The following is a 15,280-nucleotide window of genomic DNA, read 5'->3' as shown; positions in this document are numbered from 1 at the left end:
ACGGAGCCGCCCGTCGGCAACCCCGCTGCAAAAATCTGCCGGCCTCAGCAAATCGGCGTCGTGCCTGCCGTGCGCGTGTGCGACGTCCCGCTCAGCCGTCACGCGGGCCCTCTACGAGTCGAATGACGGCAGTCTCTGACGGCAACGTCGGCAGACCGGAGCGGTCTTGATCGCACCCCGAGGTGCGCACTGCACCGTGCCATAGGTTCGCCACCCAGGCGAGCGGATGGCGCGGTCGAACTCCTGAAGCGGGTGTCGCAGGTTCGAATCCTGTGCACCTGGCTCGACTTGGCCATTGAGACTCCACCGCCCGCGCCGACACACTCCCGCCGGCGTTCGTAGCCGCCGTAACCCTCTCCGGATAGGGCTGCGGCGCCGGCGACCGGCCGGTGCCCGCTCCCCCTTCCAGGGTCGGGTGGACTATGGCTGCTTTTTCTGCAGGACGTATGTACTGCGGGAGTCGGGGTCGCCGAAGAAGAAGTAGAGCTCCAGCTCTTCCCTGTTGTCGCGCCGCAACTCGAACGTCCACGTGTAGGCATCAGGTGCCGGGGCACGTTCGGTCAGCCCGTCGAGCGGCTCAGCCGGATCCGGCGCACGAGTGGCCGATGCCGTGCGCGAAGTGAGAGCCACGCGGACATGCTGACCGTCATTCCATCCCATGCGCTCGTCGGTCAACTCCCACGTCCCCGTGCCCGACAGCCGCCACCTGTCGTCGAAGTCGAATTCCTGCCCGTCCAGGAGGTGGATGACGGCCTTTCCATCAGGCCGGAGAGTGACCTCGGTGTGGTCCACGCAGAGCCACGAACCCGCAATGTCCGCCCGCTTCGCGTCACGCAGTGCGGGTACCTCGTCGTACATGTGTGGATTGCATCCCACCAATGCGAGCAGGCAGGCGACAAAACTCACCGTCCGGCACCTTGCCAGGCCAGGTGACTTGGTCTTCACGATCCGGCCCCCGTCGCGCCGCTACGAATGACTGCGGTTCGACCAGCCGTCGAGCACGTGCTCGTCATCCTGTCAGCATTAATGAACAGGTTCAACTTCTTCGTCAGGCTGCGCGCGTGAGTGCGTACGGCCGGCCTCCCATGCGCAGGTCCGTGCGGTGGACTGTGCCACAACCGCGCCGGATAGCGCGGGGATTCAGGGCGAACCACAGCAGCTGACAGGGGATGCGACCAGCCTCGGCCGGAGTCGGCGAGCCACAGGTCAGCCCCCAACTCGCCCCACCTCGCTCCTAAAGCGGTGATTGCTCGCCCGCCGTACGCCAGTGCAGGCCACCAGTGCGCCGCCGTCTTCGGTGAGGAAGAGCATGAAGACCCATGCCCCATCGGCAGCTGTGACCTGCCCAAGGCGCACCGGCTGGTCCTGCCGGCCGAGCCTCCAGGGCCGCGCAGCGACCGGAATGGCCGTCGCTGACCAATTCGGCTACAGCTACGGATCAGAACGTGACGAGCCGTCTGCTGGGGCGTCTGCGGGCCGTCCGTGGACACTCAGCAACGGCCACGGATGACCAATGACGGCCACTGCACAGTGCGTCGGACCCATCTGGGCCTGCAAAGAACCTGGTCGCCGAGATCTTCAGCAGGACCAGGGCAAGAAGAAGTACGCGCAAGGCGAGGCGGATCAGCCGGGCTGGGCCGTATCAGGCTCCGTCTCACTCAGCGCAGTTCACAGCCGTCCACGGCGATCCGATGACGCTGACCGAGCAGGTGGTAGACCTGACATGTACGCAGGTGGCCGGCTCAGGCCCCCCCAGCAGAATTGTAAGGCGGGCTGCTCAGCCGGCTCGCCAGACGTCTTCGCTTGCAGTGTGTGGAAGTCGTCAGCCGGCGGCCTCGCCGATGATGCGATCCATCTCTTCTCGACCGAAGGCCCGCAGAGTCGTCGTACGGACGTTGCCCACCCCGCCGAGCTGTAGGAGTACTGCGGTAGCGGTTTCGTCGTCGGGCGCCTCGACGACGGCCACGAGGTCGTATGGACCGACGGTCCAGTAGAGGTTCAGCAGCTTCGCCCCGAGCTTCTGTGCCGCTGCACCGAAGGCCTCGGCGCGCTTCGCGGTGTCCTTGTAATCCCGGATCCCTTGATCGGTCCAGTTCAGCAATGCGACGTACGTCAGCATGTTTTTTTCACCTTCACGAGGAAACAGATCGCGAGGTCAATCCTGGGCATCAGGACTGAAGCCTGCACGAGGTACGCACCCGAACGAGCTACGGCCGACCACAGACGGTTGATCACGGTGGTTGGAACCATCGAGGCGCTCGCACAACAGCCACGCTGACCTGCGATGTGACACTTGGCAGCTCTCGAGGTCCGGCCTCGTCCACCCCGCTCCACCGCTCCGCCGGAGTGCGCATCGAGGGACAGGCTGACATCCACGCCTGACATCAACGACAGCCGTAGCGATCCAGGGCCGCAACCATCGTCGGATCGAACTCCTGAAGCGGGTGTCGCAGGTTCGAATCCTGCCAGGGGCACCACGCATTACCACTCGGACCTGGGGATTCTCCCCCAGGGAGGCGTTCCGTTCGGCCTCGGACTCCTCGTCCGGGGCCGATTGCGTGAACGGTGCCGCTCGTCGTCCTGCACCCGTCGGCGCATCCGTCCTCCACGAGAAGAGCAAGCGCACTACAACCCTCGATGACGACGACCGTCACCCCCACCCCAGGGTGTCCACCGCCCACCCGGCCCCCACCGCGCACACCACCGGAATCACCAGCAGCGCCACACCCATCAGCAACGGGAACTCACCTCGCGCCCTTACCACCTGACGCACCGCGAAAGCCTCTTCCATCGCCGCCTCCGACCGCTTCGTCGTCAGCGGCGTCATAACGCCGAGCACCACCAAGGCCACACCGCGCCACCCCAAGTTCCCCTGGCCGCGGGCGGGCAGCGTCCACGAAGACACCCACCCACGAAACGGCACCAGCGCTACTGCAACTCCCCATAGCAGCCCGGCGCATGCGGCAAGGACGCCAGGCCACGGCGCCTGCGCGACGAACCGCAGCGCCAGCGCCATCACGACGACCACCGGAAACGGTAGCGCCGCTATCCACCGCTCCTGTTTGACCGGCAGCCACCGCAGCACCGAGCACGTCACCACGAGCTCGGGAATCACCACCGCAAGGACCCACAGAGGAACAACCATCAGAGCCCCCTCTTCACTCAGGCAACTGCGGCCTCACAGAATGACAGCCATGGCCATCACGACGGCCGCGAAGGTGAGAAGAAAGATCGCAGTCTGCTTGCCCGTCGCTTCCTCCATCGGCTTACCTGCATGTTTCAAATCGAGCTGACGCTTGACGTATTTAGCAAAAATGACCCTCAAAACTGCCAGTCCCATCGCGGTCGCCGTGTACAGCATCAGCGGCGTCAGCCCTGTATAGCCACGTGCCAACGAATTCACGGCGATGCAGGCCGCACCCACAAGGGGAAGCGATACCGCGATCAGCTTGTCCCTTCTCGTAGTGGCCATGGACTGCGCCGCCACCGCGAGGGCGATGCCGGACACAACGGCGACTGTCCACCACTCGGTGACGGTAAATGTAGATGTCAGCATGCATCTTCCTTCTCCAGCATTACGGATGAACATGCCGGGTGGGGTGGCACGAGATGTCGTCTCGCCCCACCCCACCCGCCTGCACGGACTTCCTACCAGGTGAGCCAGCCGATCACCGTGGTTGTCGCATCACTGACGACACTCGACACCTTCGCACCGACTTCCTCTGCCAAACCGAACTTCTTGAACACACTTGCCTTGCCGAAGAAGGCTCCGCCGAGCACGAAGAGCCCGAGCGCTGATTGGAACTCGCTGCTGTCCCAGCCGTACCCGAATCCGCTGAGGACGGCACTCACTCCCTGCAGGCCCCAGGACACGTAACCGGCCCCTACGGCAAACGGTGCGAGCGGCGGGAAGAAGAAGGAACCGACTCCCAGCACGACTGCGCCTGCTCCGAAAACCGTGCTCCAGTGCCCGGTGACCGTCGCCCAGTCCTTGGTGTCCGAAATATCTTCCGGCCACAGGCCCCAGAACTTGGTATCGCCGTCGTCGTCGTTCTCGGGACTGTCGGAGGGGTTGGTGCCGTTCTGCTCGTGCTGCTTCGCCTCTTCGGCCGCCTTCTTCGCCGCCTCGATAACCTCGGCCTGCCGCTTCGCGGCGGCGATCGCGTGGGCTTCGCTCGCAGCTGCTGCGGCGCCCTGCGCGTCCTGGCCGGCCTGCTCGGCTGCGGCACGCGCCTGGGAAGCCGAGGCCTGCGCGTCCACCGCGAACGAGACCGCCTGCTTCGCCGACCCCACCGCCTGCCGCATCGAGTAGTTTGCGCTCCGGGCCGCACCGCGCGCGGTGGCCGCCGCCGCCAGTGCGTCCTTCGCCGACTGGGCTGCGGCGGCCGCAGACTTGTCGGCAGCGTCCGCGTTGGTCTTCGCCTCGTCAGCCGAGTCGGCGGCGTCCTGGGCGTAGCCCTGCGCCTTCGCCGCCCACTCGCTTGCCTCCTGCGCGGCTTGGCGGGCCTCGGCCGCTGCCTTGGAGGCCAGGGCGGCGTACTGCAGCGCCTGCGCGGCGACCTTCGCAGCGTGGGCGATGGCGGCGCGGATGGCAGAAACGTGGGTGGCCCGGTCGAGGTCGAGACGGGCGACGTTGAACTGGTCGCGGACGACGAAGGCACGCCGCATCCGCGAGGAGCCTTCCAGGACGATCTGCGCGGCCGACCGTATGTAGGGGCCACCGGAGTTGAGGAGGCTGAACACCTCGACCTGGTCGTCCTCCTTCATCGCCTCCGCCAGCTCGACGGCGAGGAACCGGTGGAGGGCCTGGGCGCTTCCGTCGCTCAGCGCCGCGGTGGCCTTCTCCTTCACAGCCTGACCCGGGTTCTCGTTCAGAACCGTGAACACCGTGACGCGGTTGTCTGTCGCCGCCGCTTCGATGACCCCGTTCTCGAGGAATTTGCGGGCGGCGTCCGGATCGTCGCCGGCCAACGCCTGGTGGGCGGCCTCAGCTACGGCGGCCGGGGCGGACTTTGCGAGGGCCAGGACATTTTCCCGGTCGTCCTGCCTCTGAGCGAGGAGGCGGTCGACGCTGATCCAGTTGACCATGTCGTGGTCGGATCCGGCGAGGGCGAACTCCACAGCCTGGCGGGTCCAGGTGCCGTTCGATTCGAGGAGTTTGACAGCAGCCTTCCGGCCGGACGCGACGCCGCCGGCGGTGTCGCCGGACTGCACGGCCGCCTCGGCGGCGACGATGAGGTTCTTGATCTCCTGGGCGGTCTGGTCCGCTTGCGTGCGCTCCTTCTCGGCTCGCGCGGCGTCGTCGACCTCGGCCTGCGCTCTGAGCTGGGCCTCCTTGACGCCGAGTTCGGTGTCCTCAGCGATCTGGGCGCTCTCCGACTCGCGGGCCGCCTTCTCCACCTCCTGGGCTTCCTTGACAGCGTTGGCAGCCGTGGTGGCCGCCTCCACGGCGGCGGCGGCGAAGGCGGTGGAGCGCTTGGCATACTCGATTGCCTTGCCCGCGTTGTTCGCTGCCTCTTCGGCTGCGTCCGCGGCCTTGTCGGCGTGAGCGGCGGCGCTGTTGGCGGCGTCGCGGGCCACGGCGGCCGCGGCGGCGGCCCGCTTCGCCAGCGTCTGGGCCGTGCCCGCGGCGCGGGTGGCCCGTGCCGCAGCGGCGTTGGCCTCGGCGGCTGCCTGCTTCGCCTTCGCCGCCTGGGACTGGGCGGCGCCCGCGGAAGCAGCGGCGTCGGCGGCGGCGTTGGCGGCCGCGGCAGCATTCTGGGCCGCGCTCGCGGCAGCGGAGCCGGCTGCGGAGGCCTGGCTGGAGGCGATGGCAGCCTGGTCGGCGGCCTTGGCTGCGGTGCGTGCGCGGGAGGCGGCGTTCCGGGCACCCACGGCGGCCGAGCGGGCCGCAGAGGCCTTGGAGGCGTCCTTGGAGGCCGCGATGGCGGCGCTGTAGGCGCGGGAGGCGGCGTTTCCGGCCGATGCGGCGGCAGCAGCGGCGGCCTGCGCGGCCAGCGCAGCGCGATGGGAGGCCGACTGGGCAGTACGGGAGGCGGCGATCGCGACGTTGGCTGCGTCGGCGGCTCCGCGTGCGGCACCGGCTGCGTTGTTCGCCGCCCTGGCCGACTTCTGCACGTCCTCCTGGGCCGCCTTCGCCTCGTCTGCGGCCTTCAATGCGGCGGCCTTGGCCTGCGCGGCAGCCTCCTTGGCACTGTCGGAGGCGGCCACGGCCTGCTCTGTCGTCAGCTTCGCCCGCTGACCCTCGCGCTCGACGATCTCGACCAACTGGTCGATCGTCGCGGATTCCTCGTCGCGGGCTCGGGCGATGTACTGGCCGGAGACGAGGAACTGGTGGATCGCCTCGGGCGAGCCGTCCTCCAGGGCGCGCTGCGCGTACTTCTTCACCTCCGGGGAGGCGGTGTTGAGGATGGAGAAGACCTCCACCTGCTCATCTTCCTGCTGCGCGGTGTACTGGGTTTGTTCCAGGAATTTCTTCAGAGATGCCCGGGTGTCCAGCTCCAGCGCCTTGGACGCCTCCCGCTTCACAGCGGGGCCGCTGTTGTTCATGACGGTGAAGACCGCCACGCGCAGATCCTCGTCGACGGAGTTGCCGTATCCGTCGAGCAGGTAGGCGGCGATCGCGTCGTCCCCTGCGGCCAACGCGGCGTTGGCCGTTTCGCGAACTGCCTGACCGGCATAGGGGAGGCTGCTGAAGATGGCATAGCGGTTGTCATCCGCCTTGGCAGCCGGCAGTCCGCGGGTGAGGAAGTCGGAGACAGCGGCCGAGGTGCCGAGGAGGGCGGCTGCGGCTGCCTCGCGGGCTGCGAGGCCTCCGATCTTGTATGCCCATACGGCCTTGCCTCGATCGGTGTCCGGCAGGCCGTTCGCCGAGCCGCTGGGATCGGTGTCGGCAGCGTAGGCGGGGCCGGCGGCCAGGGTCAGAATGGAGGGCAGGGCGGGGGCGGCAGTGACCCCGGCGAGGGTGGTGAGCAGGCGTCGTCTACTCCACAACGCAGGAGACATAACGTGCATCCTTTCTGTAAGGGGTTTGAGTTACAGAAATGGATGCAGCACCTCAATTAACCGTAATTTAGGCAACATTGGGTGCAGCATCTCATTTTGGGGCGCATGTGGGCCCACCATTCGTCGGCCTCACTCCAGCAGCGAAGGGCGTTTGTTGATCAGTCCGGTGATTCGCTCTTGATGTCCTGGCATCGTGCGCTACGGGCAGCGGCCAGCCATATCGGCCATTTCGTGTGTGTCGCCCACGCAGCGACCGCGCGGGCAGGCAAGGAATGTGAAGCCGTCGAGGTGAGGACTTCGGTCCCGCGCCGCTTACCGTCCGGAACGGACTTCCGCGGGCAGACGGGCGGGGTGGCGACACCACCCCGCCCCCGGGCAGGAGCCTGGCTACCCGCGCCGGCCCGGCTGAACGGCTGCCGGCGTCCGCGGTGAACTACTGCTGGTTGTAGCGCTCCAGCAGGTGCACATTGGCGAAGGTCCAGTTGGATCCGGTGGAGGACCAGCTGCCGACATGGCCGTTGAACGTGCCATCGGCCTTGGCTGCCATGGTGAACATCTTGACGGTCCCGGCGTCGTACCCGTACATGAATCCCAGGTCGTCGCGGCCGTCGCCGTTGTAGTCGCCGGCGACGACCTTCATGTGCTCGCGCCAGAGGTTCCCGGCCGCGATGGTCGCCGCGACGGTGCGGGTCTTGAACGTGCCATTGGGCTCCGCGAGCCAGGTCGAGACGCCGTCGGAGCCGTCGCCATAGTCGTACCAGACGGACAGATCGTCCCGGCCGTCACCATTGAAGTCACCGGAGTTGACGGTGGAGCGGGCACCGTCTCCCCAGGTTACGGACTCCCAGCCGGCGACCGGGGAGGCGAAACCACCGTCGGGCTTGGCGGCGAAGGTGAACAGGCGGGCTGTCTTCTTGTCGCTGTAGCCGTAGAAGACGCCGAGGTCGTCACGGCCGTCGCCGTTGAAGTCACCGGTGGCGAACTTCATGTTCTCCGAGTACCAGTTGCCCGCAAGGCTGGAGAAGGACGCGACCGGGGCGGCGAAGCCGCCGTCGGAGTTGGCGGCGAAGGTGAACAGCTTGTCGCTGCCGTCGGAGTAGTCGTACCAGACGGAGATGTCGTCACGGCCGTCGCCGTTGAAGTCACCGCTCTGCGGATTCACGTTCGCCGCAGTCCAGTTGCCGGCCGCAACCTTCCACGACGAGAGCGGCTCGGCGAAGCTGCCGTCGCCCTTGCCGAGCCAGGTGAACAGGGCCATCGAGCCGTCGGTGTAGCCGTAGAAGGCCGCCACGTCGCCGGTGCCGTCACCGTTGTAATCCCCGGTGAGGAACTTCATCTTGTCGGCGGTGAAGCCCCCCGCCGCCCGGGTCCAGCTGGTGGCCGGTGGCAGGAAGGTTCCGTCGGGACCCGCGATGAAGCGGTGCAACGCATCGTGGCCGTCGCCATAGTCGTACCAGTCGGCGATGTCACTGCGGCCGTCGCCGTTGTAGTCATTGCGGACGACAGTTCCGCTGGACCAGCGGGACTCGTTCTTGTCGGTGTAGACGACGAAGTTGCCGCGATCGGTGAGCACGGCCGAGCCACCAGGGGCGTCGGTCTTGGACTCCCACAACTTGGTGGTGCCATCCGCCTTGAGCACGACCAGGTTTCCGCTCGCATCGAGGCGCACGGTAGCGCCCGCATTGCCGCCGGTCCCGGTCGACCACAGGGTTTTGCCCGCGTTGGAGGTAATGACGAAGTCACCGTCGGCCTGCAGGGTCGCCTTGGCAGAGTTGGAGACCAGCGAGTCACCGGGCAGAAGTTGCTGACCCGGCCGAAGGTCCGCGCCGAGTGCGGAACTGTCCGCACGGGCGGCGATTGCCCCGTTGCGGGTTTCGGTGCTGCCGAAGCAACCACCCTGCCAGGAACGGCTGCTGACGCCGACCAGTTCGTACGCCCCGCTGCCCGCAGCGCGCAGCACGGGGCCGCCGGTGTCACCCATGCAGATCGCGTCGTCGGCAGTCTTGCCGGCAATGTTCAGGGCACCGTCGGCGAGGGACTCGACCGTGAAGGCAGCCTCGTGGAGCTTGTCCGGCACCCACTGCGTCTTGGTGCGACCGTATCCGGCCACCTTCAGGACATCTCCGGTCCGAGGCGGCGTGGTGGCCAATTTGACGGGGGTGATGCCGGTAGCGGGGGTAGCCAGGCGGGCCATGACCATGTCGCGGCCCGTGCGCGGTACCAGCTGCACGATCTCGCTGACGTGACCGCCGGTGGTGGCGGTCAGATCAGTGCGGCCGATCGTGGCAACCGTTTTCAGCGACGGCTTCCCGACGGGCACTTCGGAACCCGCCTGCGGGTCGGCGGCGAAACATGAGGCGGCGGTCACCACCCACTGGGGGGCGACCAGGGCCCCGGTACAGGCTCGCTGGCCATCACCGATGTCGAGGTGCGCGGTGAAGGAGTATCCGCCGCTCGCAACGGGGGTGCCGGCGACCGCGTGGGCCGCGGGGGCGGTGAGGAAGGTGGAGCCTGCGGCTGCGGCACATGCGAGCAACGCCATGCCGCGCACCGCACCAGAACGTCTTCCGGACACGAATCGTCTCAACTCTCTGTTGGAGAAGGGGTCTTGGCGATGGCTCCTGACGAAACCTCTTCGCGGAAGGCCCCTGATCAACTGCTACTTGGTGGCGTGTACCTCAAGGAGCGTGTGGTCACGGTGCTGCGGGTCCGCGCTCTGACCGACCGAGGCATAGGTGTTCTTGGCAACGTCGAACGACGCCGCCGTGCCCTCGACCTCCATGTCGAGCTTCAGCGCGTAGTCGTTGGTCTTGACGCCGTAGACCTGCGGGATCTCCAGAGACAGGTAGCCGCTGTTGCCTGTGAGCTGAAGGCAGATCTTGCCCTTGCCGCGCGAATAGAGCTCGACCGGCGCGGTCGCGGTCGCGCAGTCGGTGAGCACGATGTGGCCGTCGCCGCGCTTCAAGCGGATGCCCTTCTCGGCGAAGATCTTGTCGGCCTCCGGATAGGCAAAGTCCTCCACCGCCACCGGCGGCACATCATCGGCGGCCACCGCGGTCCGGGGGCCGGCTCCCGCGAAGGGGGCTGCCACCGCCAACGCGCCGACGGCGACGCCCGCCGCCAGGGCGAAGGACAGAAAGGAACGGGCTCTCATGGTTTTCGTCAACCTCTCATGGCCGGACATCAAAGACGCATAAGACGTCGCGTGCGAGACGGCGCAGTTGTGCACCGCTCGACGAAAACCGAGACCGCACCCCCCAGCACGTGACACGCCCCTTGGTGTGCCAACTCTCCACACCGGGCTGCATATTCATATCACTGGGCGCAGGAAATATGCAGGCTCATTGACACTTTCAATGCGCATGCATGCGCCTCACCTGCCACCATCGGCAATGGCCGAAGATTTGCTGATGGAATTCCACCACGCAATTCGCCGCCCTTGATATACGTCCGCGGATCCTAAAGCGCGGGCCCGCTCGGGCCGTGACGCAAGGGAGTCACGGCCTGACGGACAGTCACATCATGGCGAAGTGACGGATGTTGTGAACAGATTGCGGACGGGAAGATCCGCCTGCCACCCTGCGTGCGCGCTCCATCATGCGCCGACCTCAGCTACCGCACCGGGTACTCGGGGCGTTCAGCGACGAAGGCAATGAGGAGGTGATATCGGCAGTCAGAGACGGATAAATTTGGTGATATCGCCAGGTAGATCGCCGATGCGGGCAGCGACGACCGGCGACATCGCACTCACTCCCAATCCCGGGGCACTCGGCCCGTTACCCGGAACGGGGAGGCGTCGAGTTACCCCGAGGTGTACGCACTTCGAGAGGTTCCAGCCACCACAATGCAGAAACAGGCCATCACTTGGGTATTTTCAGGCCAACGACATGAAGAAACCGCCAATGGCGCGGACGAGAACAAAGATGCCGAGAACTCCGCCTTCGGCTGCGGGTAAACCGACATCGAACGGTTTTGAGCCATTCTCACCGGCCGCTAAATGACCTGAGTATCAACGATACCCAGAAACCGACTACACACATAACCGACGTTACTGACCACGTACTGCGCTCCGGAGGCGTTCTACTCACGCAATTTGTCCGCCTATAGCCTGCCTCACCGGCGCTGGAGCCTGCGGCCAGAACCTGTTCATCATGGTGCCCTCGCCCTGGACGAAATGACCAACGGCGGATCGCGAAGCGCCCGTTTCGGGCACCCCTGGTGATCTGGTGGTGAGTTGGTGCGGCGCATCGGGAGTCGATTGGGGTGGGCTCGGCGCCCGGGGCGAGCGGGAGGCGCGCGGACACCTCGTAGCCACCGGCCGAGGGGCCTGCGCGGAGGGTGCCGCCGGCGAGACGGACTCGTTCGTCGAGGCCCACGAGTCCGTAGCCGCCCAGGCTCGGCCCCGGGTCCGGGTCCGGGTCCGACCCCGGCCCGGGGAGTGGGGCCGGCGGGGGTGTTTCGTTGGTGACAGTGATCTCGACCGTCTCGGCCTGCCACACCAGCGTGACGGTGACGGGTGCGCCCGGAGCGTGTTTGGTGGCGTTGGCGAGTGCCTCCTGCACCACGCGGTGGACGGCCCGGTCGGCCATCGGTGACAGAGGTCCGCCCGACCCTTCCCATATGAGTTCCACGGCTACCCCCGAGGCGGCCGCCCGCGCCACCAACACCTCGACGGGGTTCGGTCGGGCCGGGCCGGCCGGGAGGCGGATGCCCCGTCCGCCGTCAGGTCCCCCACGGAGTCCGCGTAGTACGCCGACCCCTCCAGGTGGAAGGCGAGTTGGCGGAAGGTCCACCCCGTTCCGGGCGACTTGTCGAGCTGGTCGGGCGTCAGGGCATCCAGGCGGTTCACCCAGATCCTGGCCAGCCGGGTGAGCCGGCTGCGCGCCTCGTCGAGGTCGGCCTCGGCGAACGGGGCGAGGTCCGCCTCGGTGGTGGTCGCCGAGGCGTGCCAGTGGTCGGGCTGTGTCTCCTCTCCTGCGAGCCTGGCCTCCATCTCCGCGAGATGGTCGACCATGTGGTCGGCGACGCGGCGGATCGCCTTGTGCGGGGTGTAGATCCGGTCGTCGGCGGGGACCGGGCGGCCGTCCCAGGCGGTCCAGGTCGAGGCGAGGGCCAGGACGTGGTCGACCATGGCCGTCAGGATCTGCGCGGGGTCGCGGTCGTCCGTCGCCGGGGCGTCTTCGAGGATGTCGGGGGCGTCGTGGATATCGGGGGCGCCAGGTGCGTCGAGCATGTCTGCGTGCTTCTTTTCCGTCATGGTCCGACGCTGGATCCAGGAAGCTTCGGTCCCGGCCGAACCGTTGCGGACCCTTCTCGGGTTCAGGACGACGTGACGTCCCTCGACCTCGGACGCCGGCCCGGTGAGGCGCAGTTCGGGCACCAGTAGCCCTCCTGCTGGATGAATATCCACCCGAGCTGCTCGATGTACGGGGAGGCAACGGTCGCACTGTGCAGCACATGGCCGAACAGGTCGGTCTCGATGTCCGGCGGTGGCTCCGCGATGACCAGGTCGAACACGGCCCGTGCCCGGCAGCCGCTGCGGTCGCACGCGAGGTAGAACCGCACAGGGCCGGGTGGCTCTCCGTCTGTGGTCAGGCTCATACGTCAACTATGGACGCAGAGTCGGCCCCGCGGTGGCGTTTCCCGGCCATCGAGCCGCCGGACCCCCCGAACCCCCCGAACCGGATCAGCGTCAGGAGACCTTCAGCTGCGCCGCCGTGTGATGCGCGCCCGTCCTCTCCTCGCGCTGCGGCGGCGGCCGGGTTCAGCGCAGTTCCTCCGGGCACGGCGTGCCGGGTGACAACTGGTAGGGCGCGGCCAGCCGGTACACGCCCGGCCGCGGCGCGAGCAGTTCCGTCCACTCGTCGCCGTCCTCGTCCTCCTCGACCTTGTTCAGACAGCCGTTGGTGTTGAGATACGTCCGCGGGCTGTTCTCGTCCTCGCGCTGCTTGGACTCCTCGGTCTCCTGCGGCCGCTCCACGCTCTTGCCCTTGTCGTCGACCAGGGCGAGCCAGGGCGAGTACGGGATACGGATCAGGATCCGGCCGGCCGTCTTCACATGGATGGTCAGCTCATCCGCACCTGCCCGGTCCACCGTGGCCGGCGGATCGGCCAGCGGCACCGGGCTGTCGACCTCGAAGAGCCGCCAGTTGGCGTCCGACCAGACCGGCTTGAGATACGGCAGCCCCTGCTCGACCAGCTCCGCCTCCTGCACCGCGCCGGTGGAGTCCGGTGGCCCCTTGGGCAGCACCACGTAGTGCACGGCCCAGCGATCGAGCCACTCGTGGTAGCCGGCGCTGTCCAGGGTGTCGTCGTAGAAGAGCGGGTTGCGCTCCATGTCCGCCTGGCGGTTCCAGCCACGGGCCAGATTGACGTACGGCGCGAGCGCGGACGCCTCCCGGTGGCTGCTCGCGGGCACGACCTCGACCCTGCCGCGCTCCGCGCCGACCTTCTGCAACTCGTTGACCAGCGGGGCCAGCTCACGTGTCCAGGAGGCAGCGGGGGCGGTCCGGATGATGTCGTCGACGCCCTTGAAGCCGATCCAGAAGTTCAGCCCGACGAACGCGAGAACCAGCGCGTACCAGCGCCGGGAGCGCGGCTGCGTGTACGGCAGCGCGGCGAGCAGCACCACGCCGGCGAACAGCATCGCCATCCGCGTCACGTTCGAGCCGATCTGCGAGTCGATCACATAGGTCAGCAGCGTCCCGACGCCGTACACGCCGGCTGCGGTACGGACCGTCTTCCAGTCGCGCGGCACGAGGACGAAGATGAGGACCGCGAAGAGGAACGGCAGCGACAGGGTCGCGATCGACATCGGCTGCGTACCGGAGAAGGGGAACAGCCACGCGGACAGCGCCACGACCGCGACCGGGGCCAGGCCCAGCGCGTACGCCCCGGGGCGCCGCCTGTTCAGGAAGAGCGCGGCGGCGACCACCCCCAGGAACAGTCCGGCCACGGGGCTGCTCGCCGTCGCGAGCCCGGCGAGCGGGGCGGCGACGGCCGCCTTCGCCCACCTCCTACGGGGGGCACAGCGACAGCTGCTCCGGTGGAGCCGGTGCTCGCACCGGAGGTATGGCCAGCAGAACACCGCGGCCACCGCACCCACCGCGAACATCATGCCGAGCCCGAACGTCACCCGCCCGGACAGTGCGTTGCACAGATACGCGAACACCCCGGCGAGCGAGCAGGCGAGCGGATTGCGGACGGCCCGGACCCGGACCAGGATCAGCGCGGTCAGCGCCGCCGACACGGTCCCGGCGATCATCATCGTCGTACGCACGCCGAGCACCGACATCAGATACGGCGACACGACGCTGTACGAGACGGGGTGCATGCCCCCGTACCAGGCGAGGTTGTACGCCGTACCGGGGTGCCGGCCGACGAATTCGGCCCAGGCGTCCTGGGCCGCGAGGTCGCCGCCACTGTTCGCGAAGAAGAAGAACCAGAGCACGTGGGTGACCGCGGCGGCTGCCGTCGCGATCGTCACCGGGTGCCGGAGCAGTCGCTCGGCGCGGGTCCGCCGGGACGGGGCGGTGCGTGGCTCGGGGGTGTCCGGGTCGGGCGCGGCTGTCCGCGTGTTGCCGCTGCTGCCCCTCATGCCTGTGCTGTCGGCCGCCTCATGGCCGGACTTCGGCTCCGCGGTGGTCACTACGGCTCTCCCCGTCTCCCCGTGCCCGCCGGCCCCGTATCCCGTACGCCTGTGAGGACGCCTTCCGAGCATCCTTGAGTTGCTCCGGGACGCTAACACGTGCGCAGTCGAGAAGAGGGTGCCGGGATCGGCACCCTCTTCCCGCTACGGGGCGGTTTCGGCCATTCGGCCGGTCAGCCGATCCGGGTCAGCTTGTCCTCGAACGTCGGCTCCGCCAGATCGCTCTGCAGCGCGACGGGCACCTTCACCTGACTGGCGCCCTCGCCCACGGTGAGCGTGCCGACGTGAGTGCCGGCCGCCGCCGAGTGCGGGATCGTCTTTCCGTCGTCGGTCAGTTCGAGCTTGACCGTGAGACCGGGCCAGCCGACCGCCGCCACGTCCTTGGTCGCGACCACCGGGGTGCTGCCGCCCAGTCCGTCGGAGACGGTGCCGACGACATCGCCCTTCTTCACGACCTTGGCGCTCGTCAGCAGATCCTGGGTGGCGATCATGGCTTCCTTGCTCACCGCGTTGGCGGTGTCGATGGACCCTCGGCGCTCTCGTCGTCATCCTTCGCCACCCGGGCGGCAACCGCCCCGCGCAGCCGCGCATCGGCCTCCTCGGCGCTGCGGCGTCGGCGGGCTCGGC

11 protein-coding genes and 1 pseudogene are annotated in these 15,280 nt (G+C 67.7%); all 12 read right to left on the bottom strand.

Annotation, left to right across the window (positions count from 1 at the left end; all coding sequences use genetic code 11):
* Positions 1-420: 420 nt before the first annotated feature.
* Positions 421-858 carry a hypothetical protein gene (locus tag OG953_RS25295; protein WP_405687081.1) on the bottom strand — a complete coding sequence of 146 codons (438 nt, stop codon included), beginning with the start codon at positions 856-858 and terminating at the stop codon, positions 421-423.
* Positions 859-1,822: 964 nt separating this feature from the next.
* Positions 1,823-2,119, bottom strand: coding sequence for a GYD domain-containing protein (locus OG953_RS25290; RefSeq protein ID WP_405687080.1), 297 nt, complete (start codon positions 2,117-2,119; stop codon positions 1,823-1,825).
* Positions 2,120-2,650: 531 nt separating this feature from the next.
* On the bottom strand, positions 2,651-3,145 hold the full coding sequence (locus OG953_RS25285; RefSeq protein ID WP_405687078.1) for a hypothetical protein: 495 nt from the start codon (positions 3,143-3,145) through the stop codon (positions 2,651-2,653).
* 33 nt (positions 3,146-3,178) lie between these two features.
* Entirely contained in the window at positions 3,179-3,556 is a 378-nt protein-coding gene (locus OG953_RS25280; protein WP_405687076.1) for a hypothetical protein, read from the bottom strand.
* Positions 3,557-3,648: 92 nt separating this feature from the next.
* Positions 3,649-7,005 (bottom strand): ALF repeat-containing protein, encoded by a 3,357-nt coding sequence (locus OG953_RS25275; RefSeq protein ID WP_405687074.1) that lies wholly within the window; start codon positions 7,003-7,005, stop codon positions 3,649-3,651.
* A gap of 433 nt (positions 7,006-7,438) precedes the next feature.
* Positions 7,439-9,547 (bottom strand): FG-GAP-like repeat-containing protein, encoded by a 2,109-nt coding sequence (locus OG953_RS25270; RefSeq protein WP_405687072.1) that lies wholly within the window; start codon positions 9,545-9,547, stop codon positions 7,439-7,441.
* A 117-nt stretch (positions 9,548-9,664) separates the two neighbouring features.
* Entirely contained in the window at positions 9,665-10,159 is a 495-nt protein-coding gene (locus tag OG953_RS25265) for a hypothetical protein (RefSeq protein WP_405687071.1), read from the bottom strand.
* A gap of 829 nt (positions 10,160-10,988) precedes the next feature.
* Complete coding sequence (locus OG953_RS25260; RefSeq protein ID WP_405687069.1) at positions 10,989-11,594, bottom strand: ATP-binding protein; 606 nt, start codon at positions 11,592-11,594, stop codon at positions 10,989-10,991.
* A gap of 44 nt (positions 11,595-11,638) precedes the next feature.
* Positions 11,639-12,262: a hypothetical protein gene (locus OG953_RS25255; protein ID WP_405687068.1), complete on the bottom strand. Its 624-nt coding sequence runs from the start codon at positions 12,260-12,262 to the stop codon at positions 11,639-11,641.
* A 62-nt stretch (positions 12,263-12,324) separates the two neighbouring features.
* A complete protein-coding gene (locus OG953_RS25250; RefSeq protein WP_405687065.1) occupies positions 12,325-12,606 on the bottom strand; it encodes a hypothetical protein in 282 nt (93 codons plus the stop codon).
* A 163-nt stretch (positions 12,607-12,769) separates the two neighbouring features.
* Positions 12,770-14,653 (bottom strand): MFS transporter, encoded by a 1,884-nt coding sequence (locus tag OG953_RS25245; RefSeq protein WP_405687064.1) that lies wholly within the window; start codon positions 14,651-14,653, stop codon positions 12,770-12,772.
* Positions 14,654-14,826: 173 nt separating this feature from the next.
* Positions 14,827-15,177 (bottom strand): annotated as a pseudogene (locus tag OG953_RS25240) (D-alanyl-D-alanine carboxypeptidase); the annotation flags it as partial.
* Positions 15,178-15,280 lie beyond the last annotated feature (103 nt).

The organism is Streptomyces sp. NBC_00057 (assembly GCF_045041165.1).
In the GTDB taxonomy this organism is placed as follows: Bacteria; Actinomycetota; Actinomycetes; order Streptomycetales; family Streptomycetaceae; genus Streptomyces.
The sequence above is the reverse complement of the archived record's forward strand: the minus strand, read 5'-3'. Positions and strand labels throughout refer to the sequence as shown.

Coding starts and splice junctions, on each gene's coding strand:
- OG953_RS25290 (WP_405687080.1), bottom strand. CDS start 2,119: ATGCTGACGTACGTCGCATTGCTGAACTGGACCGATCAAGGGATCCGG.
- OG953_RS25265 (WP_405687071.1), bottom strand. CDS start 10,159: ATGAGAGCCCGTTCCTTTCTGTCCTTCGCCCTGGCGGCGGGCGTCGCC.
- OG953_RS25270 (WP_405687072.1), bottom strand. CDS start 9,547: ATGGCGTTGCTCGCATGTGCCGCAGCCGCAGGCTCCACCTTCCTCACC.
- OG953_RS25285 (WP_405687078.1), bottom strand. CDS start 3,145: ATGGTTGTTCCTCTGTGGGTCCTTGCGGTGGTGATTCCCGAGCTCGTG.
- OG953_RS25295 (WP_405687081.1), bottom strand. CDS start 858: ATGTACGACGAGGTACCCGCACTGCGTGACGCGAAGCGGGCGGACATT.
- OG953_RS25250 (WP_405687065.1), bottom strand. CDS start 12,606: ATGAGCCTGACCACAGACGGAGAGCCACCCGGCCCTGTGCGGTTCTAC.
- OG953_RS25255 (WP_405687068.1), bottom strand. CDS start 12,262: ATGACGGAAAAGAAGCACGCAGACATGCTCGACGCACCTGGCGCCCCC.
- OG953_RS25260 (WP_405687069.1), bottom strand. CDS start 11,594: ATGGCCGACCGGGCCGTCCACCGCGTGGTGCAGGAGGCACTCGCCAAC.
- OG953_RS25275 (WP_405687074.1), bottom strand. CDS start 7,005: ATGTCTCCTGCGTTGTGGAGTAGACGACGCCTGCTCACCACCCTCGCC.
- OG953_RS25280 (WP_405687076.1), bottom strand. CDS start 3,556: ATGCTGACATCTACATTTACCGTCACCGAGTGGTGGACAGTCGCCGTT.